The following is a 21,271-nucleotide window of genomic DNA, read 5'->3' on the forward strand; positions in this document are numbered from 1 at the left end:
TCCCAATCGATGAGCACGCGGCGCATTCTGATCCATGCCGGGTTTTACAAAACCGGCACCACCAGCCTGCAGGCCCAATTGGCCCGCGTGCAGCAGGATCTAAGCCCGTATTTTCACTATTTCGGCCCTAATAAACTGCGGGACACTGGTGCTTTGGCACGTGAGTTTGGCCGCCACCTGACCGAGGACAGCCGCCGCGCCTTCCGGCGGGGGTTTGGGCGTTTTGTTGCGGACCTGCCTGAGGATGGCAATATCGTCATCAGCCGCGAAAACTACGCAGGCATCATGCCGGGGCATCGTGGGCTGGACGGTGAGATCCTGACAGATATCAACCCCGCCGCCCGGATGCTGGCCCGCGATATCCGCGCCGGGCTGGAGCGCCGGTTTGGCAACGATATGGATCTGCAGTTTCTCTACTCAGTGCGCGACCGCGACAGCTGGCTGCGGTCTGTCCATGGGCATCAACTGCGCTCCACCCATCTGCGCGATGACCTGATGCGGTTTTCGGATCTGTTCCCCACGAACTTCGATCTGAGGAAAGACGCCGAAAAGATCGCCAAGGCGCTGGCGCCGACCCCGGTGCATATTCGCGCGTTGGAGGACTATGCCGATCACCGCCAAGGGCCCGCTGCGATGATCCTGGATCTGATGGGGGTGCCCGCTGACGTGATGGCATCACTGCCACCTGCTGAACCGCAGAACACCGGCCAGTCGGAGGACCTGCGCAGGGTCTTTTTGCAGTTAAACCGCAAGGGCCTCAGCCGGGATGCGCTGAAGGCGCAGAAGGCGGCGCTGCTAGAACAGCAACAAGACAGCGATTAAGCAGCAAGGCTGGCGCGGATTGCCGGGCGCAGCATGCGGGTTTTGCACAGCGTCAGCAGTTCACGCGCCTCATCCTCGGGCAGAGCAACAGCCGCGCGCACCGCACCGGCAATGGCCCCAACGAATAGCTTCGCCATCACCTCGGCCTCCGCTGCCCATTGCGAATCGGCATCAGGGCGTGTGCGCAGCATCGCCGCCTGCACGGTTTGGACATGGATTGCGCAATCCTCCTCATCCAATAGCTGCAGCCGCCGGTCGGCCTGCGTGGCCTGCCAGATGGCAAAGGCACCGGGCATTTCCAGAAAACAGCCATAGTAACTGTCGACCATGCCCAGCAGCGCCGCCTCAAAAGAGGCGGCATCCACAACGGTCGCGAAGAGCGATTGAACGCAGGCCTGACCCTCACGGTAGAACCGGTCGGCCAGCGTTGCGATGATCGCAGCCTTGTCAGGAAAGTATTGATAAAGCGAGGCAATTGAGATTTCAGCCGCCGCCGCGATCTCTTTCATCGCAACCGCATCTACCCCCTGCGCGTCGATCAGGCCGGTGGCCTCCTCAAGGATCCGTTCAAACCGTTTTCGGCTGCGTTCCTGCACCGGTTCCTTGCGCGGCAGGATCTGCTGAATGGCGGCGTCTTCGGGCACGGATTTTCCTTTTCTCAACTGCATTGTTGACTCTGCCAGAAATATGAGCATATGTCACGTTATCAAATGTGAGCATTTATCACCTTTTAGGATTGGATGGACAAATCATGGCGAACCCACAACCAAAACGCATTTTCATCTGGGTCGGACACCCGGCACAAAGCAGCCTGTGTGACGCGCTGGCTGACCGCTATGAGGCGGCAACGCGCGCCGCTGGCAGTGAGGTGCGGCGGATGAATCTGGCGGATATGGATTTTGATGACCGTGCCTTCGCAGGCTATGACGGCAAGCGGCTGGAGTTGGAGCCGGACCTGAAACGCTGGCAGGACAATATGACCTGGGCCGATCACGTGCTGATCGTCTACCCCTACTGGTGGGGTGCGATGCCGGGGCGGATGAAATCGGTGCTGGACCGCGCCCTGCTGCCCGGGTTTGCCTTTAAATACAAAGGCCCCAAAAGCCTGCAGTGGAACAAGCTGCTGGAGGGGAAGACCGGCGATGTGATCATCACCTCAGACACGCCGCCGCTGCTGGACCGGCTGCTCTATCGCAAACCGGGACGCCGGGTGATCAGCAATCAAATCCTGGGCTTCGTCGGGATCAAACCGTGCCGCGTCGTGCAGTTTGGCTCAGTCCGCACGGCAAAGCCCGCCAAGATTGAGGGCTGGCTGGATGCCGCCCACAAGCTGGGTGAACAGGCAGCAGCCTAAAGGCTTGCTGGGGCTAAGGGCAATCCAAGACACCTGCAGGGTCAGATGTCGGGATTGCCCCGCCCCCACCCCTCAGGGTAAGAGCGCAGCATGAGCGATACACCCGAACCAAAGCCCAAGTCCCACGGCCGCCTGTCGATCCGGCCCAGCTTCAAACCGCAGGAGCTGATGCAGCACAATCCGCGCCTTGCTGGCGTCTGGACGGCGCGCATCATCACCCTGTTCCCGGACGCCTTCCCCGGCGTTCTGGGCGAAAGCCTGACCGGCCGCGCCCTGCGCGATGGCAAGTGGCAGCTGGAAACCACCAATTTGCGTGACTTCGGCGTCGGCAAACATCGCAATGTGGATGACACGCCCGCCGGGGGCGGCGCCGGCATGGTGCTGCGGCCTGATGTTCTGGGCAACGCTATTGAACAGACCATGCAGGGCGCACGCGGGCGCTGGCCCTTGGTCTACCTGTCGCCGCGCGGGCGTCGGTTTGATCAAGCGATGGCACGCCAATGGGCGGACTGTGATGGCGTCGCACTGCTGTGTGGCCGGTTCGAAGGTGTCGATCAGCGGGTACTGGATCACTATCAGATCCAAGAGGTGTCGCTGGGCGATTTTGTCCTGACCGGGGGTGAGATTGCGGCCCAAGCGATGCTGGATGCCACGGTGCGACTGCTGCCAGATGTGCTGGGCAATGCAGAAAGCATTGAGGATGAAAGCCATTCCAACGGCCTGCTGGAACATCCGCAATACACCCGCCCTGCAGAATGGATGGGGCGCGAAATCCCAGAGGTTCTGATGTCAGGCCACCACGGCAAGGTGGACGAATGGCGCCATGAGATGGGTGAAAAAATCACTCAAGAGCGCCGCCCCGACATGTGGGAACGCTACCTCGCCAACAAAAAGGGCTGAGCCGCCTCAGGGCAGCTCTGCCAGAAACGCAGCGTAGATTTTGCCTGACGGCGCGGGCTTGTCGAGCATCGGCAGATGGCCGCAGTTGCGCGGTGCGTCGGCCTGTCCCTTGGGCAGCGCCTCTTGCAGCAGCTTTGCCCCTTTGGGGTGGAAGATGCGGTCCTCCTTGCACCAGATCACCAGACTGGGTTGCGCGATATCCGGCGCCAGCGCAATCAGCGGCGGGTTTTCCGTCTGCCACAGCTGCTGCCAGATGGCCGCGTTGGCCTCAGCCTGTGCCGCCTCTGCCTTGGCCCATGTTAGCAAAACTGGCGCGGGCATGAAAGGTGCCTTGGGGAAGAGCCATTCCATCCGGGCCTCAAAATCCGCTTCGCTCTGCACCAGAAGTGGCGCGTGGCCAGCTGCTATCGCCTGTTCCATATCACTTGGCGGATCGGTGGGCACGCCAACCGGGCTGCCGATGAAGGCGACGGAGGCCACCCGCTCTGGGTAGCGCGTGGCAATATGGCCTGCGATCTGACCGCCCATGGAATTGGCGCCAAAGTGCACCTGATCCAGCCCAAGCGCATCAAGGAAAGCAATCACATGTTCCGCCTGCTGTTCATAAGCATAGAGCGCGGGCTGCATCAACGCATTGTCCCCGAACCCCGGCAGATCCGGCGCGATGACCCGATGGCTGGGTGAGATCTGGCGGGAAAAATCGATCCAGTGTTCCTTGCGGGCGAACACCCCATGCAACAAGACCACCGGCAACCCAGCGCCATCGCCACTGTCGAGATAGCCCACCTGATAGGGTGCGGAATCGATGGTGATTTCAGCCTCTGCCACCTCCAGGCCAGAAACCGCCCGGAGCGTCGCCACCAAATAGCCGGCCGTTGCTTTTGGGGCCAGACGCGCGGCCAGCGCATATCCAATTCCTGCGGCAGCCACCAATAAGATCAGGGCGACAGCCGTCCGTTTCAAAATCCGCATAACATATCCCGATCAAAATCAATTCGCCGCCAGTTAGCCGGGCGGAACAGCCCCCTGTCAAGCTGACCCTAGCGGCACCCGCAACGCTGTTGATCTGTATCGGATTTTGCCGCAATCTCGCAGCCATAGCACTATTTGTAGCGCCGCAGGGCGCGACGATTTTTAAGGAGACAGACCCTCATGGCAGGCAAATTTGAAATCTATGAAGACAAAGCGGGTGAATATCGCTTCCGTCTGAAAGCAGGCAACGGCGAGATCATTCTGGCCTCGGAAGGCTACAAGCAGAAAGCCAGCTGCGAAAACGGCATCGCATCGGTCCAGAAAAACGCCCCCGAAGATGCGCGCTACGAACGCAAAGAGACCAAATCGGGCAAACATATGTTTAATCTGAAGGCCACCAACGGCCAGGTCATCGGCACCTCGGAAAGCTATGAGAGCACCTCGGGCCGCGACAACGGCATCGAGTCGGTCAAGAAAAACGCCCCCGACGCCAAGATCGACGATCAAACCGCCTGATCCCCCTGTTTTTTAGGGCGGGGCGGCCCGAATAGCGCTTGATCCCAGCGCGGGCTGCCCCTATACACCGCCCGTCTACGGCCGGAATCGGTCTGTGGACCTGTGGGATATGCTCCTGAGTGCTTCTTCGGCCTCACTTCGGACCTGACTTACAGCAGATAAGAAAACGAACTGATCTCTGGCGGGCGCTGCGGCGGACCCGGTCGAAGACCAAGAGCTCTCGGGACGGCACTCACCTTTGCGGGCCAACCGCAAGCAATCAAAGGAGATGGTCATATGGACCTGATCGCACAGCTCGAGGCGGAACAAGTTGCCGCCCTGGGGAAAGACATCCCCGACTTCAAAGCCGGTGACACCATCCGTGTCGGCTACAAAGTGACCGAAGGCACCCGCTCGCGTGTTCAGAACTACGAAGGCGTTTGCATCAGCCGTAAAAACGGCGTCGGCATTGCCGGTTCGTTCACTGTTCGCAAGATTTCCTTCGGCGAAGGCGTGGAACGTGTATTCCCGCTGCACTCGACCAACATCGACTCGATCACCGTGATCCGTCGAGGCCGCGTGCGTCGCTCGAAACTGTACTACCTGCGTTCGCGTCGTGGTAAATCCGCACGTATCGCAGAAGTCACCAACTACAAAGCCCCCAAGGCTAAAGCGTAAGGAGCGGATCTATGAAAGCAGATACCCATCCCGACTACCACTTCATCGACGTGAAGATGACCGACGGCACCATCGTCAAGATGCGCTCGACCTGGGGCAACGAAGGCGACACTCTGGCGCTGGACATCGACCCCACCGTACACCCGGCCTGGACCGGTGGCGGTGCCCGCCTGCTGGACGCCGGCGGCCGCGTGTCGAAGTTCAAAAACAAATACGCTGGTCTGGGCTTCTAAGCTTTACCAACGATTTGATACGGAAAACCCCGCCAGTGAGCGGGGTTTTTTGTTGCCCTCTCTCCTGAAGGCAAACGCAAAAGGTGCGCCCGATATGGGACGCGCCTTTTCCAATGTTTCTGTGTAGATCAGACCGTGCGTTTGCCAAACCACATCCGGCGCAGCAGACGATCACGGCGCAGCACCATGTGGTAAAGGACGCCTGCCAGGTGAGCGAGGATCAGCGCCAGCAGCAGCTTGCCAATCACACCGTGAGCTACACGCGGGGTATAGACGCTCATGTCGTCCGGCACGGGCAGATCAGCGCCGCCATAGGCAATGGCAAAGAGATCCGCCGCATAGGCCATTGCGATGCCGCTGCCCACCATGCCGGCCATCAGAACGTAAAGACCGATATGCGCCAGTTTTGCGCCGCTGTTCAGGGTCTTATGGCCCACGTCTGCATGGGGCGGGGTGCGGGTCAGCAGCTTCAGCGCCAGTCGCAGCGCCAAGAGCAGCCCGACGATCATGCCAATCGCCATATGGCCCTGCATGCCAGTGATCTTCATCGGGTCATTGCTGGCCAGTTTCGCCAGCATCGGGCCGCCAACAACCAGCAACAGGAAAATGCCCAAGGCCATGATCCAATGCAGTGCAACAAGGGCGGGGTGGTAACGGGTGACATTCGGATCGGTCATGAGGGGCCTCCTTACCTGGCCCGATTTGCGCGGGCGTGGGGCAGATTTCGATTTTGTTGCCCCTCTTTTATCGTTACGCATGAAAGACACATACGCAGCAATTGCATCACCGTGTTACTATAGAGGAACACAGAGGAGGTCTGATGCGTCCGCAAGATTGGGAATACCTGCCCTTCTTCCTCGCCGTGGCGCGGGCCGGCAGCCTGCGCAGCGGGGCTGAGGTGCTGGGATCAAACTACGGCACCGTGAACCGCAACATTCAGGCGCTGGAAGCCAGCTATGGCGTGCGCCTGTTCACCCGTTCCCGGCAGGGATTTAAACTGACCCATGCCGGTGAGGATCTGCTGCCCCTTGCCGAACAGGCCGAAGCGGCAATGCTGGCGGCGCGCCGGGGCGTCGAAGGCGGTGATCGCAGCGAAACCGGACGGATCCGGTTTTCGGCCCTGCCCGTTTTCGCCTACGATCTGCTGCCCCCGATACTGGAACGGTTTCAGGCCCAGCACCCCGGCATTCAGATCGACCTGACGCTGACAACTAAGGTTGAGGATATCACCAAGGACGAGGCTGACGTTTCCCTGCGCGGCGCGAAGGCGATCAGCGATAATGTCACCGCCCGTCGGCTGTTTCCCATTGCTGCCGGCGTCTTTGCCAGTGCAGAGTATCTGAACCAGCATCTGCCCCACGCCGGGCCCGAGGGCGAAGGGCTGCACTGGCTGGGTTGGCCCCAGAACAACCCCTTGGGCCCTGTGCGTGGCACAGTACAATTCCCCAAGGCCGAGATACGCCATGCCATCGGGGACGGGTACATGCGGCTGCAAATGCTGCGCCGAGGAGCGGGCATATCACATCTGCCGGCGGTCTTTCAATCGATCTACCCGGATCTGAGGCAAGTGCCCGGAACTACACTGGATCACGACCGTTCGCTTTGGATCCTGTTGCACAGTGACCTGCGCCGCACGCGCCGGGTGCGGCTGTTTGTGGATCATCTGGCGGCGGAGTTCATGGCGTTGAAACCCGCCTTTCAAGGCGAAACTGCAGGGAAACCCGACCCGGCCCCATCTGCCTAGACAGGGGGATTTATGCTATCCTCCCCTTATTTAGAGGAGGAATTCATGAACAAGCTACTTTGCGGCCTTGCCGCCGTCACCCTGTCTACTGCCCTGCCTGCCGCCCCGGCCTTGGCCGCGGACTGGACACTCGACAACGCCAGTTCCCGCCTTGCCTTTGGCTCGGTCAAAGCCAACAGCCTTGGCGAAGTGCATCATTTTGAAACCCTGTCCGGCGGCGTCAGCGCCGATGGCGCGGCAATGGTCACCATCGACCTCAATTCGGTTCAGACCAACATCGACATTCGCAATGAACGGATGATCGAACATGTGTTCAAAGCGGCCGGGACCGCAACGCTCAGCAGTCAGATCGACATCGCCGCACTTGAGGCCCTGCCGGTTGGCGGCACCGCGGTGAGTGAGGTTGAGGCCACGCTGTCGCTGGTTGGCACCGATGTGGAGCTTGATCTGGAACTGTTTGTCGCCCGATTGTCAGACAGCAGCGTCATGGTCACCACCAACGATATGATCTTTCTGGACACCGATGAGGCCGGGATTGACGGCGGGATCGACGTGCTGAAACAGCTGGCGGATCTGTCGGGGATCACCCGGGCCGCACCGGTGACATTGCGCTTCGTCTTCACCCAGAATTAAGCCCTGCGCCACGGCAGGGGGCGAAATCACCCGCGCCCCCTTCCATATTTCTGCAACAGATGCCATTCAGACAGTCCAAAGACAGCAACAAGGCTTTGCAATTGGCCAAGCCCACAATATCCTGTGGGCAATGAGCCGGAACAAGGCAGGTATAGGGACAGAACTCCATGGCGCATATCATTGTCGTCGGCAACGAAAAGGGCGGCGCAGGCAAATCCACCGTGTCGATGCACATCGCAACCGCCCTGGCCCGGATGGGCAAACGTGTGGGTGTACTGGATCTGGACCTGCGGCAGAAAAGCTTTGGCCGCTATGTTGAGAACCGCCAAGCCTTCATGGAGAAGGCCGGGCTGGATCTGCCGACACCGAATTACCACGAGCTGCCACAGATCGACCAAAGCGATCTGAAGCCGGGTGAAAACCCCTATGACCACCGCCTGTCCGCGGCCATCGCCTCGCTTGAGCCTGATCATGACTTCATCATGATTGACTGCCCCGGGTCGCACACCCGGTTGAGCCAGGTGGCGCATTCGCTGGCCGACACGCTGATCACCCCGCTGAACGACAGCTTTGTGGATTTTGACCTGCTGGCCAAGATCGACGGCGAGGGCAAGAAAATCCAAGGCCCGTCGGTTTATTCTGAAATGGTCTGGAACGCGCGACAGCTGCGGGCACAGGCCGGGCTGAAACCGATCGACTGGATCGTGCTGCGCAACCGTCTGGGCGCGCAGAACATGGTGAACAAGGAAAAGATGGGCAAGGCGCTGGACGATCTGGCCAAACGCATCGGTTTCCGCGTGGCTCCCGGCTTTAACGAACGGGTTATCTTCCGCGAGCTGTTCCCGCGCGGCCTGACCCTGCTGGACCTGAAGGACATCGGGATTTCCAGCCTCAACATCTCCAACGTAGCGGCCCGTCAGGAACTGCGCGATCTGATCAAGGCGGTGAACCTGCCGGGGGTTGAGCCGGACTTCTGATCCGGCCCAAAGCTGGGCGCTAGCCCATTCCAGCCAATTTACGAAGCAACGCGCGCAGCCCGACCACCTCTTCCGGGGTGAGGGCTGCGGTCAGCTGGCTGTCATAACGTTCAGCCACCTCCAGCAATTCGCGATAGGCGGCCTGCCCTTGCTGGGTCAGCTGCAGATACTCCAGCCTGCGATCTTCCTCCGAGGCCTGTCGGGTCAGAAACCGGCGTTCCTCCAACCGGGCGACGGCGCGGCTGATCTTGGTTTTATGCATCTTGGACCGCTGGCCGATTTCCTTAGCCGACATGCGGCCATAGATCCCCAGATGAAACAGCACCCGCCATTCCGTGCGTAGCATGCCGTAGCGGTCCTTATAGACCTTTTGAAACGCAAGGCTGCTTTCCTCGGCCGCCTGGTTTAAAAGGTAAGGCAGGAAATTCTGTAAATCGAAGTCAGTTTTTTGCGACATTTCACGTCCTCTCCCGTTGTTAGTTACAAAAACAACTATTAACAAAGCAAGCGAAAAGGAGGAGCCGCCATGAACAAGCAAGCCCACCCACACAGCTTTACCCAAGCCACCAACGCCGAGGGCACCACCCCCGGCTATATGCCCGGTTTCGGCAACGACTTTGAGACCGAGGCCCTGCCCGGCGCCCTGCCGCAGGGGATGAACAGCCCGCAGAAATGTAACTATGGCCTCTATGGTGAACAGCTGTCCGGCACCGCCTTCACCGCCCCCAGCCATCAGAACGAACGGACCTGGTGCTACCGCATTCGCCCCAGCGTAAAACATTCGCACCGTTACGAAAAAATCGATCTGCCTTACTGGAAATCCGCGCCGCATGTGGACCCGGATGTGATCTCCCTTGGACAGTATCGCTGGGACCCGGTGCCGATGGGCGAACAGGGCCTGACTTGGCTGACCGGCATGCGCACCATGACCACCGCCGGGGATGTGAACACCCAGGTCGGCATGGCAAGCCACATCTATCTGGTGACCGATTCGATGGTGGACAGCTACTTCTTCTCGGCTGATTCCGAACTACTGGTGGTGCCGCAGGAAGGCCGCCTGCGATTCTGCACCGAGCTGGGAATCATCGATCTGGCCCCGCAGGAAATCGCCATCCTGCCGCGTGGTCTGCTTTATCGTGTTGAAGTGCTGGAAGGCCCCTGCCGAGGCTTTGTCTGCGAAAACTATGGTCAGAAGTTTGAACTGCCCGGCCGTGGCCCGATCGGCGCCAACTGCATGGCCAATCGCCGCGATTTCAAATCGCCGGTTGCCGCCTTTGAGGACCGCGAAGCACCTTCGACCGTGACGATCAAATGGTGCGGCCAGTTCCATGAAACCAAGATCGGCCATTCGCCGTTGGATGTAGTCGCCTGGCACGGCAACTACGCGCCCGTAAAATACGATCTGACCACCTACTGCCCGGTCGGTTCGATCCTGTTTGACCATCCGGATCCGTCGATCTTCACCGTGCTGACCGCGCCCTCGGGTGTGCCGGGCACCGCCAACATCGACTTTGTGCTGTTCCGTGAACGCTGGATGGTGATGGAAGATACCTTCCGCCCGCCGTGGTATCACAAGAACATCATGTCCGAGATGATGGGCAACATCTATGGCCAGTATGACGCCAAACCCAAAGGCTTCATCCCCGGTGGCATGTCGCTGCACAATATGATGATCCCGCATGGGCCGGACAAAAACGCCTTTGAGGGCGCGTCGAACGCGGATCTGAAGCCCGAGAAGCTGGACAACACCATGTCCTTCATGTTCGAGACCCGCTTCCCGCAGCACCTGACCGGTTTTGCCGCCAATGAGGCGCCACTGCAGGACGACTACATCGACTGCTGGTCGGATCTGGAGAAGAAGTTCGACGGCACGCCCGGCAAAAAGTGACGTTTATATTGGGTTGTGAGGTCAGGGGGGCGTTGCCCCCTTGGCCTTTGGCCAATTCCCCCAGAGTATTGTCGGAAACGATGAAAAGCAGGGAATCACGAAGGCACATTTCGTGAATAAGGTGAATGAGATGAGCGAGAACCGTGTGGTCCTTCTGGGCACCAAAGGCGGGCCGGCAATCCGGCCGGGCACAAGAATGCCGACCTCTTCCCTCGTGCAGATTGACGGGTTCACCGTGTTGGTGGACGCAGGTCTGGGCTGTACCCGGGGGCTGTGTGACGCCGGTGTGGCGTTGACGGATCTGGACGCCATTGTCATCACACATTTGCATTCAGACCACTATCTGGAACTGGGACCACTGTTCCACACCGCCTGGACCGCGGGCTTGAACAAACCGGTACCGGTGATCGGGCCTGAAGGGCTGGACACCTATTGGATGGGTTTCCTGGCCTCGATGGAGTTCGACATTTCCCTGCGCTTGCGCGATGAGGGGCGGCCCGAACTGGCCCCATTGGCGGAGATTTCGGTCATTGCCGAGGGCGCGCATCCACTGGGGCCTTTGACCATGAAGGTGCTGCGCAATGCTCACCCGCCGATCGAGGATAGTTTTGCCCTGCGGTTTGACGGCGGCACCTGCAGCGCTGTGATCTCGGGCGATACCGCCCCGATCCCCGAAATGGTGCCTTTTGCCGAAGGCGCTGACCTTCTGGTGCATGAGGCGATGCTGTCCACCGGCATTGACGCGCTCTGCGCCCGCGTTGGCAACGGCGATGACCGGTTGCGCATCCACCTTGAACGCAGCCATGCCCCCGCTGATCAGGTCGGCCGCATCGCCCAAGAGGCCGGTGTGAAACAACTGGCGCTCAATCACCTCGTCCCCTGTGACGACCCGAATTTTACTGAGACCCACTGGCGGGAGGAAACCCGCCGCGGATGGTCAGGCCCCTTGTTCATAGGGACCGACGGGATGGCCATTTCGCTAGATACGTAAGGAAACGCAATGACACTGATGAAAAGCTGGGTAGCCTCTGCCAATAGCGCTGACAGCCAATTCCCCCTGAACAACCTGCCCTATGGCGTCTTCTCCACCGGTGAGGAAGAGCCGCGCTGCGGCGTGGCCATTGGCGATAAGATCCTGGATCTTGCAGCCGCCGAAGAGGCCGGACTGGTGGAACTGGCCGAAGATCCGGTGCTGGATGTACCGTTCTGGAACGAGGTGATGGAACTGGGGCCTGAGGCCTGGGCCGCCCTGCGCACACGTCTGATGCAGCTCTTGGGAGAGAACAGCGCTGAAAAGGCGGCGGTGGAGCCGCTGCTGGTGGCGCAGGCGGATGCGGTGATGCACATGCCGTTCCTTGTCAGCGAATACACCGATTTCTACGCAGGCAAACACCACGCCTTCAACGTCGGCACCATGTTCCGCGGTCCTGAAAATGCGCTGCCGCCGAACTGGCTGCACATCCCGATCGGCTATAACGGCCGCGCCTCCTCGGTGGTGGTCTCGGGCACCGACATTCGCCGCCCCTGGGGCCAGCTGAAAGGCCCGAACGATGAGGTGCCGCGCTTTGCCCCCTGTGCCCGTTTCGACATTGAGCTGGAGATGGGCGCCGTTGTTGGCAAAAACACTGACGGCCCGATCACGGTTCAGGAAGCGGATGACGCGATCTTTGGCTATGTGCTGCTGAACGACTGGTCGGCGCGCGACATTCAGGCCTGGGAATACCAGCCGCTGGGGCCGTTCCAAGCCAAGGCGACCGCCACCTCGATCAGCCCCTGGATCGTGACCAAAGCGGCGCTTGAACCCTTCCGCACCACCACGCCAGAGCGTGAAAAAGATCTGCTGCCCTATTTGGCGGAGCCGACACCGATGCTCTATGACATCGATCTGGCGGTCAGCCTGCAGGCGGAAGGTGGCGCCGAACACACCATCGCGCGCACCAACTACAGCCGCATGTATTACTCGGCCGCGCAGCAGTTTGCCCATCACACCACATCGGGCTGCGCAATGAACGTCGGCGACCTTCTGGGCTCCGGCACCATTTCCGGCCCCACCAAGGACGAACGGGGCTCGCTCCTCGAGCTTAGCTGGGGCGGCAAGGAGCCGCTGGAAATCACTGAGGGCCTGACCCGCAGCTTTATTGAGGATGGCGACACGCTGACCCTGAAAGGCGCAGCCAAAGGTGACGGCTACCAGATCGGCTTTGGCGCCTGCACCGGCACCCTGCTGCCGGCGCTCGACGACCCTTACAAACGCTGATCCTTTCAACGGTCCCGAAATACTCCCGCCGGAGGCATCCTAGCCTGCCTCTGGCACCGCATATGAAAACCGCTGCGACGCCGCTTCACACACTGCATCCGTGAGGCAACCTTCAAGCGTCAGGAAAGGCAGCAAACCCCAAGGAGGACACCCCATGGCCAAGGCATTTGCCTCACAAGGCGACATGGCAGAAAAAACCATCAGCTTCACCGAAGTGGGCGAAGGGCTCTATGCCTTCACTGCCGAGGGCGACCCGAACTCGGGCGTCATCATCGGGGATGACAGCGTCATGATCGTTGAGGCTCAGGCGACCCCGCGTCTGGCCAATAAGGTGATCGAATGTGTGCGCTCGGTCACCGACAAGCCGATCACCCATGTGGTGCTGACCCATTATCACGCGGTGCGGGTTTTGGGGGCCTCGGCCTTTGGGGCGCAGAATATCATCATGTCCGACACCGCGCGTTCGATGGTGGTCGAACGGGGGCAAGAGGATTGGGACAGCGAATTTCAGCGCTTCCCCCGCCTGTTTGAAGGTCATGAGAGCATTCCCGGCCTGACCTGGCCGACCACCACCTTCTCCGACTCGATGACCGTGTTCCTGGGCAGCCGCCGGGTCGACATCAAACATCTGGGCCGTGCCCATACGGCAGGGGATGCGGTGATTCATGTGCCGGATCAGAACGTCATGTTCACCGGTGATATCGTCGAGTACCACTCGGCCTGTTATTGCGGTGACGGACATTTCAAGGATTGGGGCAACACCCTCGACAACATCAAAGCCTATAACGTCGATGCCATTGCACCGGGCCGTGGCGATGCGTTGGTCGGCCATGAGATGGTCAATGCAGCGATCGAAAATACCCGTGATTTTGTCGAAAGCACCTATCGCCCCGCCGCCCGTGTGGCCGCCCGCAATGGCACGCTGAAAGAGGCCTGGGACGCCGTGCGTGCCGAATGCGATCCGAAGTTTTCGGACTATGCGATCTATGAGCATTGCCTGCCCTTCAACGTTGCCCGCGCCTATGATGAGGCCCGCGGCATCACACACCCGCGCATCTGGACCGCTCAGCGTGATCTAGAAATGTGGGACGCCCTGCAGGGCTAAACGCGTGTCGGGCGGTTTGATCCAGATCGTGCCGCCCAACCGCAAAACATGCGACGATAGCAACGTGCTGACGGCCTATTGAGGCCAGCAGACAGGTGTTTTGTGCCTCACAGAGCAGGCACCATCTCGGGAGGAGACCAAGATGAACAAGATATTCGAAGTGCCCCTCTACCCCTATGCGCGGTCAGAGGATCAGGATGCCGCCGCGCCCGTACGGCGCAAGGTGGTGATCATTGGCGCAGGCCCCGTGGGGCTGGCCTCCGCCATTGATCTGGCCCAGCAGGGGATCGAAGCGGTCATTCTGGATGACAATGACAAGGTCAGCTTTGGCAGCCGCGCCATCTGTTTTGCCAAACGCCCGCTGGAGATTCTGGACCGTCTGGGCTGTGGCCAGCCGATGGTCGACAAGGGGGTACAGTGGAATCTGGGCAAGGTCTTCTTTGGCGACCGCAAGGTCTATGACTTCAACCTCTTGCCGGAAGAGGGCCACAAGCGCCCTGCCTTCATCAATCTGCAACAGTATTACTTCGAAGAATACCTGGTGCAGCGCGTCCGCGAATTGCAGGCCGAGGGCGCCCCAATTGAGATCCGCGGCAAGTCCAAGGTCGAAGCGATTGGCACCCATCCCGATCACGTTGCGCTGGAGGTTGAAACGCCTGAGGGCAGCTACACGTTGGAGGCCGACTGGCTGATCGCGGCGGACGGCGCGGGCTCGCCCACGCGGCGGATGCTGGGGCTGGATTTTGTCGGACGGGTGTTTGAAGACAACTTTCTGATCGCTGACGTCGTGATGGACGCCGAGTTTCCGACCGAGCGTTGGTTCTGGTTCGACCCGCCCTTCAACAAGGGTCAGTCGGCGCTGTTGCACAAACAGCCCGATGGCGTCTGGCGCATTGATCTGCAACTGGGCTGGGACATCGACAAAGAAGAAGAGAAAAAGCCCGAAAACGTCATCCCGCGCCTAAAGGCGATGCTGGGGGATGAGGTACATTTCGAATTGGAATGGGTCTCGATCTACACCTTCCAGTGCCGCCGGATGGAAAAGTTCCGCCACGGCCGCGTGCTGTTTGCTGGCGACTCGGCGCATCAGGTCAGCCCCTTTGGCGCGCGTGGTGCAAACTCTGGCGTGCAGGACACCGACAACCTGTGTTGGAAGCTGAAGCTGGTGATCGACGGTGTCGCGGATGAGGCCCTGCTGGACAGCTATGATTATGAACGCGTTGTTGGCGCGGATGAAAACATCCTGAACTCCTCACGCTCAACCGATTTCATCACGCCCAAGTCGGACATCAGCCGGATCTTCCGCGATGCGGTGCTGGATCTGTCAGAGCACCACGACTTTGCACGGCCTCTGGTCAATTCGGGCCGGCTGTCGCTGCCCTGCACCTATGACTATTCGCCGCTGAACAGCGTGGATGCCCTGCCCGAAGCGCCTGCGCGGGCGCGCCCCGGTAGCCCCTGCCCGGATGCGGATCTGGGCACGGGTGCGGGATACCTGCTGGATCAGCTGGGGGATCGCTTCACAATTCTGGCCCTGAATTGCGTTGCCGCACCACTGTCAGAAGCCGGGTTGGATCTCGACGTGATCTCCATTGCCGCCCCGCCGGGCAGTGATCTGGCGGCCCGCTACCTTGGGCTGGCAGAATCGGCGGTGTATCTGATCCGCCCTGACCAACATGTGGCCGCCCGCTGGGATGGCTATAGCGAAACCGCCCTGCGCGCCGCCCTGCGCCGCGCCATCGGGAAGGAGCAGTAAGATGCCATTGAACCTCAGTGCCAATCTGGGCAATGCCGATAATTTCTACGCCGATCTTCTGGCCGCTCATGACGGCCTCAGCAAAGCGCAGAGCGATGCATTGAACGCGCGGCTGATCCTCATTCTGGCCAATCACATTGGGGACAACGACACCCTGCGCGAGGCGCTGCAAGCGGCCGCCACCTCAGGCCTTGCAGACGCGGGCTAAGGCCGCCTAGCTTAACAAATCGTCAAGCCGGTTTCCCGGCTTGACCCGCCCTGCGCAAGGTGGTCCTGTCGCGCCAAGATCACCCGCAGACCCGAGGAGACTGCCCTTGCCCGCCCCGACCAACATGTTCAAACAGCGCCTGAAACAGGGCGAGCTGGTTATTGGCTGCTGGGCTGGTTTTGCCGATCCCTATCCCACCGAATTGATGGCGACAGCTGGCTTTGACTGGCTGGTGATCGACGGTGAACATGCGCCAAATGACCTGAAATCAATCACCGCGCAGCTGCAGGTTCTGGAGGGCAAACACTCCGAAGCCGTTGTGCGCCTGCCGGTGGGCAATGAATGGCTGATCAAGCAGATGCTGGATGCAGGGGCACAGACCCTGCTGATCCCAATGGTTGAAAGCGCGGAACAGGCGCGCCAGTTGGTTCGGGCCTGCCGTTATCCGCCCGAAGGCATCCGTGGATCTGGCGCGGCATTGGCGCGGGCCTCACAGTTTGCTGCGATCCCGGATTACGCCCAAACGGCCAACGCGCAGATTTGCCTGCTGGTGCAGGTCGAAACAGTAAAGGGCATGGATGCGCTGGATGACATCCTGGCCGTTGAAGGCGTCGACGGCGTGTTTATCGGCCCCTCGGATCTGGCCGCGGACATGGGGTTGTTGGGGCAGACCGAACACCCCGAGGTGCGCGCGGCAATTGAGGCAGGCCTGGGCAAAATCGCGGCCTCAGACAAGGCGGCGGGCATTCTGGCGCTGACGGATGAGGCGGCAGATCTTTACCGCACATGGGGCGCGCAATTCCTTGCCGTGGGGATTGATGTGGTGATGCTGGCGCAGGCCGCGCGGGCGCTGATGGCAAGCTGGGAAGCGAAACGGTAAGGCGAGGTAAGGCAAACACGCCGCTCCGCGGCAGGGGCGTTGCCCCTCGCCGTTCAAAAGAAGTGTTTTTGAACGGCTTCACCCCAGAGTATTTGGGAAACGATGAAAGATGTTACCAGCGGTCCAGTGCGGCCTCGTCTTCGTCTTTGGCCGCAACCCACTCAGACCCGTCTTTGGTGATTTCCTTCTTCCAGAAGGGGGCGCGGGATTTCAGGTAATCCATAAGGAACTCCGCCGCCTCAAAGGCATGCGCCCGGTGGCGTGAGGCGGTGCCGACCATCATGATCCGGTCCTGTGGGTGCAGCACGCCATAGCGGTGGATGATCAGCACATCCCCCAGATCCCAGCGCGCCGTCGCATCCTCGGCGATTTTGGTCAGCGCCCGTTCGGTCATGCCGGGGTAGTGTTCCATCTCCATCCGGTCCATGCCGGCGCCGGGCAGATCGCGGGTGATGCCGGTGAAGGTGACCACCGCCCCCATATTGACCTGTCGATCGGTAAAGGTCTCAACCTCATGGCCGAGATCAAACGGCGCTTCCTGTACGCGGATGTCCATCGTGCCCCCCTTTAGCCGCCGGTCATCGGCGGGAAAAAGGCCACTTCGCGCACGCCCTCAAGCGAGGCGTCAAAATCGCTAAGGTCCTGATCCAGTGCAACACGCAGCGCCGACAGATCAGCAAAGGCGGCGGCGTAACGTTCTTCACGCGCTTTCAGCTCTTCGACCAGTTCGCCAACTGTTGTGGCGCTGGTGTCCAGCGTTTCGCGCGGAATACCGATCCGTTCCCGGACCCATGCAAAATAGAGCACATCCATCTTAATTATCCTTCAGATGCGGCCGCGCCTTGTTGAAGTAATCCAGCCCGGTGATGAAGGTCAAAAGCGCCGCGACCCACAGCAGCACCAGACCAGCGTTGCCAGCCCAAACCATTCCGCTGAGTTTCCACGCAAGACCCAGATCATCCGGCAGTTCACCTGACAGGATCCGGGCAACAATCTCATCGTTCATTCCCAGCACACTCATGCCGAAGTAGTGCTCAAACACGCCTTGGGCAAACAGAAGGGCAATGGCCACCATCTGGGCGGTGGTTTTCCACTTGGCCAGTTTGGTCACTTTCAGCGTGCCGGCCGTATCTCCAAGGAATTCGCGCAGGCCCGAAACAAACACTTCGCGGAAGAGGATCACAGTGGCCGGCAGAACCAGCCAGGGCGACATGGAGGAATAGCCCACGATCACCATCAGTGCGATCACCACCATAGCCTTGTCCGCAATCGGATCCAGCATCGCGCCCATCTTGCTTTCCTGTCCCCAGGACCGGGCGAGGTAGCCATCGATCCAATCCGTGAGCGCCGCCAAGACAAACAGCACCAGGGCAAACCAGTCAGCGTAAGGCCTTGTGAAGTATAGAAACATCACGGCGACACCGGGCGCGGCCAACAGGCGCGCAACGGTCAGGATATTGGGGATCGTCCAGGTCATGCCCAATCCTTACCCTGTGACGTGCGCCGGGGAAAGTGGCGCGCCGGCCTTTCTTGAAAACGGTCCCGGACGTGACCCTCTTGCGTCAGCCTAAGGAAGGACCTTTTAGGTCGCCGCGCCCCTCAGGCACCGCACCGGGCAGCCAGGACTGCAGGCTTTGCGCCAGCGTTTCGATCTGCAGTGGTTTGGTCAAGTAGTCCGACATGCCCGCCTCCAGGGAACGCTCTGCCTCCTGCGGTAGGGCTGATGCCGAGATGGCAAGGATGGGAATGGCCGCGCTGCCGCTCTGGGCCTCCTCACTGCGGATCTGGCGCGTCATGTCGAGCCCGTCCATCACCGGCATCTGACAATCGGTGAGAATGGCGTCAAACTGGCCTTTTCGCCAATGCTCCAGCCCTTCTTGCCCGTTTGTGGCGGTTTGATAGCTCACGCCCAGAACCGTCAACTGGCGCGTCAGCACCGAAAGGTTCAGCGGATTATCCTCAATCACCAAAACATGGGCCGCACGGGCTGCATTCCGCCCCTCGCTTCCTTTGCCAACCGTCTCAATCTGCAGCGGTGGCAGCAACATTGGTGGCTCACCGGGGACCAAGACTTCGGGACGCGCCTGCACAACGGGTTTTGGACCGTTCCAGCGGCCGCTGAGCATTGCGATGCCGCGCACCAGATCGCTGTGATGCATCGGATAGCGGTAGGAAACGTAAAGCCCCGGGGCCGTCAGCCCCTTTGGATTGCCACGTACGGGGTCCATCACCATGATTTTCAGATCTGCATGTTCCTGCAGCAGCACATCCATTTCCTCAGCATTTTCTTCAAAGCTGCCCAGCCCCAGAACCAAAACGGCCTCAGCCCCGGCCTGTTTGATCTGGGCAGCAATGTCGCTGCGATTTTCCGCGATATGAACAACGGCACCGCGGCGCTCAAGGCTTTGCCCCATCCGGGCGGAGAAATTAAGGTGATCCATCCGCAAGATAACGTGGACCCCATGCACATCCGGCAAAGTCTCCTCGCAGATGGCGGGCAGATTTGGGATGGTAACGGTGAAGGTAGAACCATCGTTGGGTGTGCTTTCCACCTCAAGCACACCGCCCATCAGCTCCACCAGATTACGCGTGATCACCAACCCCAGACCGGTGCCGCCAAACTTGCGGGTTGTAGATTCCTCGCCCTGATTGAAGGGGTGGAAGATCCGCTCAATCACCTCAGGCTCCATGCCGATACCCTTGTCGATGACCCGGAATTGCAGGCGATCGGGATCCCGAGCGACCGAGACCCAGAGCTGCACGTGGCCCAGTTTGCCATCCTCGGATCGGCTGAATTTGATGGCGTTGCTCAACAGGTTCAGCAAGATCTGGCGTAACCGCAAGGCATCGCCGGAAACGCAATCCGGCACCTCAGGGTCAACATAGACCTGAAAGCGCACATTGTTGCTGCGTGCCTCCACCGCCAGAGATTCTGCTGCACGTTCCACCGCCTCCAACAGGTTAAACGGCTGTTCCTCCAGCTGCATTTTGCCGGCATCAATTTTGGCTGCATCCAGAATGTCATCGATGATGCGCAGCAGGAAAAACGCGGAGTCGTTGATGTTTTCGATCATCTGGCGCTGATCGTCCGTCATCGGTGACTGCTTCAGCAATTCCAACAGGCCCACGATCCCATTCATGGGGGTGCGAATTTCATGGCTCATGTTGGCGAGGAAGGCCGATTTGGCCTGGCTGGCGGTTTCTGCCTCAATCCGCCGGTTGGCCTGAATTTGCTCCGCCCGCATGAAAACCAGGATCACCGCGCAGATCACAAGGGCGGCCAGTATCGAAACCGACGCCACCCGTATCATCACACCTTTGCGGTGCTCCACCGTCTCCATCAGGTGCAATTGCAGCTGGAACCGGTTCTGCGTCACCTGCTCGTATTTGATGGTGCTGCGGTCAATCAGCGCCAGAAGTTGATCCAACCGCGCCAACTGATCCACAGAGGCATCAAGGCCACCGGCCCGCATGATGGCCTCAATTTCATTGAGATCACGCACCATGTCATCCACCAGTTCCTGATTGTGCGCAAAGGGCGAGGCGGTGAAGCCAAGTGCAGCGCGGATCAGATGGTTGGCCATTGTCAACTTGGCGGGATCCGCCGTGAGCTGCGCCTGATCATAGGCACGCATGCTGCGATGGGTCAGCTGAGACACCTTGAAAGAGTAGCGCGCCGATTCAACGGCGGCGATGGTTTCCTCGGCGGTTCTACGGGCCTGATTTTCAGAACGCAGCGCAAACCCAAAGAGCGCTGCAACCACCAACGCGCCAAGGAGAACCAGAATAATCACCCGTGGGGCAGAAAGCCCGATCAGTCTTGGAATTCGATTTCGGTGATCATCCACACCCATTTAGCCACTGTTTCCTGATGTAATCGTTTTGTTTCGTCATAGTCCGCGATGACCACACGCATTGGTCCCCTTGTTTCAAATTCAAGAAACTTGCCATTTGCGCGTGTGGCAAGAAGAACCTCCATTTCCTGCCATTCCTGACGGGAAAACTGCGCCTGATAGTGATCAATTGCTGTGAGGGTGACATTTTGTGTCTGACCAGTGCCGAAAGCTTCGATCAGGTCAGTTAGCCAAACACCTGCATACTGACCGGCACTTGCTTCATGCGGATTAAAGGTCTCAGCCTCAGCCAGACCTATCGCTTCGAGATCTGCGATGTTCACGCTCTGCGCGCCAGCGGCCACGTCACCGCGGAGTTGCACCACATCCTGTGGACCGGCCCATGCAGCCGCCCCCCAGATCGCCACATTCATCACCGCCGTAACGGCGGCGTAGTGCAGGAATTGTCCCGACATGTCGCCTCCCTTCGGTGTTCGTCATCCGAAGCGGCCTGGGCGCCTGTTCCTTCGCCCGAA

General features: G+C 59.9%; 25 protein-coding genes. 16 read left to right on the plus strand and 9 right to left on the minus strand.

Going from position 1 to position 21,271, the window contains the following annotated elements; all coding sequences use genetic code 11:
* The first annotated feature begins 9 nt into the window (after window positions 1–9).
* Complete coding sequence (locus ACORLH_RS19115) at window positions 10–822, plus strand: hypothetical protein (RefSeq protein ID WP_321829914.1); 813 nt, start codon at window positions 10–12, stop codon at window positions 820–822.
* Here the strand turns inward: ACORLH_RS19115 and ACORLH_RS19120 are convergent.
* A complete protein-coding gene (locus ACORLH_RS19120) occupies window positions 819–1,490 on the minus strand; it encodes a TetR family transcriptional regulator (protein ID WP_321829915.1) in 672 nt (223 codons plus the stop codon). The genes ACORLH_RS19115 and ACORLH_RS19120 overlap by 4 nt on opposite strands.
* 83 nt (window positions 1,491–1,573) lie before the next feature.
* Between ACORLH_RS19120 and ACORLH_RS19125 the strand changes: the two genes are divergently transcribed.
* Window positions 1,574–2,176 (plus strand): NAD(P)H-dependent oxidoreductase, encoded by a 603-nt coding sequence (locus tag ACORLH_RS19125; protein ID WP_321829916.1) that lies wholly within the window; start codon window positions 1,574–1,576, stop codon window positions 2,174–2,176.
* 90 nt (window positions 2,177–2,266) lie between these two features.
* The gene (trmD, locus tag ACORLH_RS19130) at window positions 2,267–3,076 is read left to right on the plus strand and encodes a tRNA (guanosine(37)-N1)-methyltransferase TrmD (protein ID WP_321829917.1); all 810 of its coding nucleotides are present in this window, start codon (window positions 2,267–2,269) and stop codon (window positions 3,074–3,076) included.
* Window positions 3,077–3,082: 6 nt separating this feature from the next.
* Here the strand turns inward: trmD and ACORLH_RS19135 are convergent, their stop codons facing one another.
* Window positions 3,083–4,048 (minus strand): alpha/beta hydrolase, encoded by a 966-nt coding sequence (locus ACORLH_RS19135; protein WP_321829918.1) that lies wholly within the window; start codon window positions 4,046–4,048, stop codon window positions 3,083–3,085.
* 180 nt (window positions 4,049–4,228) lie between these two features.
* Here ACORLH_RS19135 and ACORLH_RS19140 point away from each other — a divergent pair, with 180 nt between their 5' ends.
* The 3 genes from ACORLH_RS19140 to rpmE all read left to right on the plus strand — a co-directional run bounded on the left by ACORLH_RS19140 (window position 4,229) and on the right by rpmE (window position 5,454).
* Entirely contained in the window at window positions 4,229–4,564 is a 336-nt protein-coding gene (locus ACORLH_RS19140; RefSeq protein ID WP_321829919.1) for a YegP family protein, read from the plus strand.
* 276 nt (window positions 4,565–4,840) lie between these two features.
* Window positions 4,841–5,221 carry a 50S ribosomal protein L19 gene (gene rplS, locus ACORLH_RS19145; protein ID WP_058245556.1) on the plus strand — a complete coding sequence of 127 codons (381 nt, stop codon included), beginning with the start codon at window positions 4,841–4,843 and terminating at the stop codon, window positions 5,219–5,221.
* Between the two features lie 11 nt (window positions 5,222–5,232).
* Entirely contained in the window at window positions 5,233–5,454 is a 222-nt protein-coding gene (rpmE, locus tag ACORLH_RS19150) for a 50S ribosomal protein L31 (RefSeq protein ID WP_321829920.1), read from the plus strand.
* A 128-nt stretch (window positions 5,455–5,582) separates the two neighbouring features.
* Here rpmE and ACORLH_RS19155 read toward each other — a convergent pair whose 3' ends face one another.
* Window positions 5,583–6,131, minus strand: coding sequence for a cytochrome b (locus ACORLH_RS19155; RefSeq protein WP_321829921.1), 549 nt, complete (start codon window positions 6,129–6,131; stop codon window positions 5,583–5,585).
* A 143-nt stretch (window positions 6,132–6,274) separates the two neighbouring features.
* Here ACORLH_RS19155 and ACORLH_RS19160 point away from each other — a divergent pair, with 143 nt between their 5' ends.
* From ACORLH_RS19160 to ACORLH_RS19170, 3 genes are all read left to right on the plus strand, one after another.
* On the plus strand, window positions 6,275–7,198 hold the full coding sequence (locus tag ACORLH_RS19160) for a LysR family transcriptional regulator (protein WP_321829922.1): 924 nt from the start codon (window positions 6,275–6,277) through the stop codon (window positions 7,196–7,198).
* A gap of 45 nt (window positions 7,199–7,243) precedes the next feature.
* Window positions 7,244–7,831 carry a YceI family protein gene (locus ACORLH_RS19165; protein WP_321829923.1) on the plus strand — a complete coding sequence of 196 codons (588 nt, stop codon included), beginning with the start codon at window positions 7,244–7,246 and terminating at the stop codon, window positions 7,829–7,831.
* 167 nt (window positions 7,832–7,998) lie between these two features.
* A complete protein-coding gene (locus tag ACORLH_RS19170) occupies window positions 7,999–8,808 on the plus strand; it encodes a division plane positioning ATPase MipZ (RefSeq protein WP_058245558.1) in 810 nt (269 codons plus the stop codon).
* Between the two features lie 19 nt (window positions 8,809–8,827).
* On the opposite strand, the gene ACORLH_RS19175 is transcribed toward ACORLH_RS19170, so the two are convergent.
* Complete coding sequence (locus ACORLH_RS19175; protein ID WP_321829925.1) at window positions 8,828–9,265, minus strand: MarR family transcriptional regulator; 438 nt, start codon at window positions 9,263–9,265, stop codon at window positions 8,828–8,830.
* Window positions 9,266–9,334: 69 nt separating this feature from the next.
* Here ACORLH_RS19175 and hmgA point away from each other — a divergent pair, with 69 nt between their 5' ends.
* The 7 genes from hmgA (at window position 9,335) to ACORLH_RS19210 (ending at window position 16,902) form a co-directional block, all read left to right on the plus strand.
* Window positions 9,335–10,696, plus strand: coding sequence for a homogentisate 1,2-dioxygenase (gene hmgA / locus ACORLH_RS19180; RefSeq protein ID WP_321829926.1), 1,362 nt, complete (start codon window positions 9,335–9,337; stop codon window positions 10,694–10,696).
* Between the two features lie 130 nt (window positions 10,697–10,826).
* On the plus strand, window positions 10,827–11,687 hold the full coding sequence (locus tag ACORLH_RS19185) for an MBL fold metallo-hydrolase (protein ID WP_321829928.1): 861 nt from the start codon (window positions 10,827–10,829) through the stop codon (window positions 11,685–11,687).
* Window positions 11,688–11,696: 9 nt separating this feature from the next.
* Window positions 11,697–12,953 carry a fumarylacetoacetase gene (gene fahA / locus ACORLH_RS19190; protein WP_321829929.1) on the plus strand — a complete coding sequence of 419 codons (1,257 nt, stop codon included), beginning with the start codon at window positions 11,697–11,699 and terminating at the stop codon, window positions 12,951–12,953.
* Between the two features lie 154 nt (window positions 12,954–13,107).
* Entirely contained in the window at window positions 13,108–14,058 is a 951-nt protein-coding gene (locus tag ACORLH_RS19195) for an MBL fold metallo-hydrolase (protein WP_321829930.1), read from the plus strand.
* 142 nt (window positions 14,059–14,200) lie between these two features.
* Window positions 14,201–15,814: an FAD-dependent oxidoreductase gene (locus ACORLH_RS19200; protein ID WP_321829931.1), complete on the plus strand. Its 1,614-nt coding sequence runs from the start codon at window positions 14,201–14,203 to the stop codon at window positions 15,812–15,814.
* A 1-nt stretch (window position 15,815) separates the two neighbouring features.
* Complete coding sequence (locus tag ACORLH_RS19205) at window positions 15,816–16,022, plus strand: DUF2783 domain-containing protein (RefSeq protein ID WP_321829932.1); 207 nt, start codon at window positions 15,816–15,818, stop codon at window positions 16,020–16,022.
* Between the two features lie 106 nt (window positions 16,023–16,128).
* A complete protein-coding gene (locus ACORLH_RS19210; RefSeq protein ID WP_321829933.1) occupies window positions 16,129–16,902 on the plus strand; it encodes an HpcH/HpaI aldolase/citrate lyase family protein in 774 nt (257 codons plus the stop codon).
* A gap of 112 nt (window positions 16,903–17,014) precedes the next feature.
* On the opposite strand, the gene ACORLH_RS19215 is transcribed toward ACORLH_RS19210, so the two are convergent.
* The 5 genes from ACORLH_RS19215 to ACORLH_RS19235 all read right to left on the minus strand — a co-directional run bounded on the left by ACORLH_RS19215 (window position 17,015) and on the right by ACORLH_RS19235 (window position 21,211).
* Complete coding sequence (locus ACORLH_RS19215) at window positions 17,015–17,458, minus strand: molybdenum cofactor biosynthesis protein MoaE (protein WP_321829934.1); 444 nt, start codon at window positions 17,456–17,458, stop codon at window positions 17,015–17,017.
* Between the two features lie 11 nt (window positions 17,459–17,469).
* Complete coding sequence (moaD, locus tag ACORLH_RS19220; RefSeq protein WP_321829935.1) at window positions 17,470–17,715, minus strand: molybdopterin converting factor subunit 1; 246 nt, start codon at window positions 17,713–17,715, stop codon at window positions 17,470–17,472.
* Window position 17,716: 1 nt separating this feature from the next.
* On the minus strand, window positions 17,717–18,379 hold the full coding sequence (pgsA, locus tag ACORLH_RS19225; protein ID WP_321829936.1) for a CDP-diacylglycerol--glycerol-3-phosphate 3-phosphatidyltransferase: 663 nt from the start codon (window positions 18,377–18,379) through the stop codon (window positions 17,717–17,719).
* 85 nt (window positions 18,380–18,464) lie between these two features.
* Complete coding sequence (locus ACORLH_RS19230) at window positions 18,465–20,756, minus strand: ATP-binding protein (protein WP_321829937.1); 2,292 nt, start codon at window positions 20,754–20,756, stop codon at window positions 18,465–18,467.
* Window positions 20,717–21,211 (minus strand): molybdopterin-dependent oxidoreductase, encoded by a 495-nt coding sequence (locus tag ACORLH_RS19235; protein WP_321829938.1) that lies wholly within the window; start codon window positions 21,209–21,211, stop codon window positions 20,717–20,719. The genes ACORLH_RS19230 and ACORLH_RS19235 overlap by 40 nt, the downstream gene beginning before the upstream one ends.
* Window positions 21,212–21,271: the final 60 nt, after the last annotated feature.

This window comes from Thalassovita sp., from assembly GCF_963691685.1.
Classification (GTDB): Bacteria; Pseudomonadota; Alphaproteobacteria; order Rhodobacterales; family Rhodobacteraceae; genus Thalassobius.

What these genes read in the sequence shown, in the direction of transcription:
- ACORLH_RS19115 (WP_321829914.1), top strand. Translation starts at nt 10, where the DNA reads ATGAGCACGCGGCGCATTCTGATCCATGCCGGGTTTTACAAAACCGGC.
- ACORLH_RS19120 (WP_321829915.1), bottom strand. Translation starts at nt 1,490, where the DNA reads ATGCAGTTGAGAAAAGGAAAATCCGTGCCCGAAGACGCCGCCATTCAG.
- ACORLH_RS19125 (WP_321829916.1), top strand. Translation starts at nt 1,574, where the DNA reads ATGGCGAACCCACAACCAAAACGCATTTTCATCTGGGTCGGACACCCG.
- trmD (WP_321829917.1), top strand. Translation starts at nt 2,267, where the DNA reads ATGAGCGATACACCCGAACCAAAGCCCAAGTCCCACGGCCGCCTGTCG.
- ACORLH_RS19135 (WP_321829918.1), bottom strand. Translation starts at nt 4,048, where the DNA reads ATGCGGATTTTGAAACGGACGGCTGTCGCCCTGATCTTATTGGTGGCT.
- ACORLH_RS19140 (WP_321829919.1), top strand. Translation starts at nt 4,229, where the DNA reads ATGGCAGGCAAATTTGAAATCTATGAAGACAAAGCGGGTGAATATCGC.
- rplS (WP_058245556.1), top strand. Translation starts at nt 4,841, where the DNA reads ATGGACCTGATCGCACAGCTCGAGGCGGAACAAGTTGCCGCCCTGGGG.
- rpmE (WP_321829920.1), top strand. Translation starts at nt 5,233, where the DNA reads ATGAAAGCAGATACCCATCCCGACTACCACTTCATCGACGTGAAGATG.
- ACORLH_RS19155 (WP_321829921.1), bottom strand. Translation starts at nt 6,131, where the DNA reads ATGACCGATCCGAATGTCACCCGTTACCACCCCGCCCTTGTTGCACTG.
- ACORLH_RS19160 (WP_321829922.1), top strand. Translation starts at nt 6,275, where the DNA reads ATGCGTCCGCAAGATTGGGAATACCTGCCCTTCTTCCTCGCCGTGGCG.
- ACORLH_RS19165 (WP_321829923.1), top strand. Translation starts at nt 7,244, where the DNA reads ATGAACAAGCTACTTTGCGGCCTTGCCGCCGTCACCCTGTCTACTGCC.
- ACORLH_RS19170 (WP_058245558.1), top strand. Translation starts at nt 7,999, where the DNA reads ATGGCGCATATCATTGTCGTCGGCAACGAAAAGGGCGGCGCAGGCAAA.
- ACORLH_RS19175 (WP_321829925.1), bottom strand. Translation starts at nt 9,265, where the DNA reads ATGTCGCAAAAAACTGACTTCGATTTACAGAATTTCCTGCCTTACCTT.
- hmgA (WP_321829926.1), top strand. Translation starts at nt 9,335, where the DNA reads ATGAACAAGCAAGCCCACCCACACAGCTTTACCCAAGCCACCAACGCC.
- ACORLH_RS19185 (WP_321829928.1), top strand. Translation starts at nt 10,827, where the DNA reads ATGAGCGAGAACCGTGTGGTCCTTCTGGGCACCAAAGGCGGGCCGGCA.
- fahA (WP_321829929.1), top strand. Translation starts at nt 11,697, where the DNA reads ATGACACTGATGAAAAGCTGGGTAGCCTCTGCCAATAGCGCTGACAGC.
- ACORLH_RS19195 (WP_321829930.1), top strand. Translation starts at nt 13,108, where the DNA reads ATGGCCAAGGCATTTGCCTCACAAGGCGACATGGCAGAAAAAACCATC.
- ACORLH_RS19200 (WP_321829931.1), top strand. Translation starts at nt 14,201, where the DNA reads ATGAACAAGATATTCGAAGTGCCCCTCTACCCCTATGCGCGGTCAGAG.
- ACORLH_RS19205 (WP_321829932.1), top strand. Translation starts at nt 15,816, where the DNA reads ATGCCATTGAACCTCAGTGCCAATCTGGGCAATGCCGATAATTTCTAC.
- ACORLH_RS19215 (WP_321829934.1), bottom strand. Translation starts at nt 17,458, where the DNA reads ATGGACATCCGCGTACAGGAAGCGCCGTTTGATCTCGGCCATGAGGTT.
- moaD (WP_321829935.1), bottom strand. Translation starts at nt 17,715, where the DNA reads ATGGATGTGCTCTATTTTGCATGGGTCCGGGAACGGATCGGTATTCCG.
- pgsA (WP_321829936.1), bottom strand. Translation starts at nt 18,379, where the DNA reads ATGACCTGGACGATCCCCAATATCCTGACCGTTGCGCGCCTGTTGGCC.
- ACORLH_RS19230 (WP_321829937.1), bottom strand. Translation starts at nt 20,756, where the DNA reads ATGGGTGTGGATGATCACCGAAATCGAATTCCAAGACTGATCGGGCTT.
- ACORLH_RS19235 (WP_321829938.1), bottom strand. Translation starts at nt 21,211, where the DNA reads ATGTCGGGACAATTCCTGCACTACGCCGCCGTTACGGCGGTGATGAAT.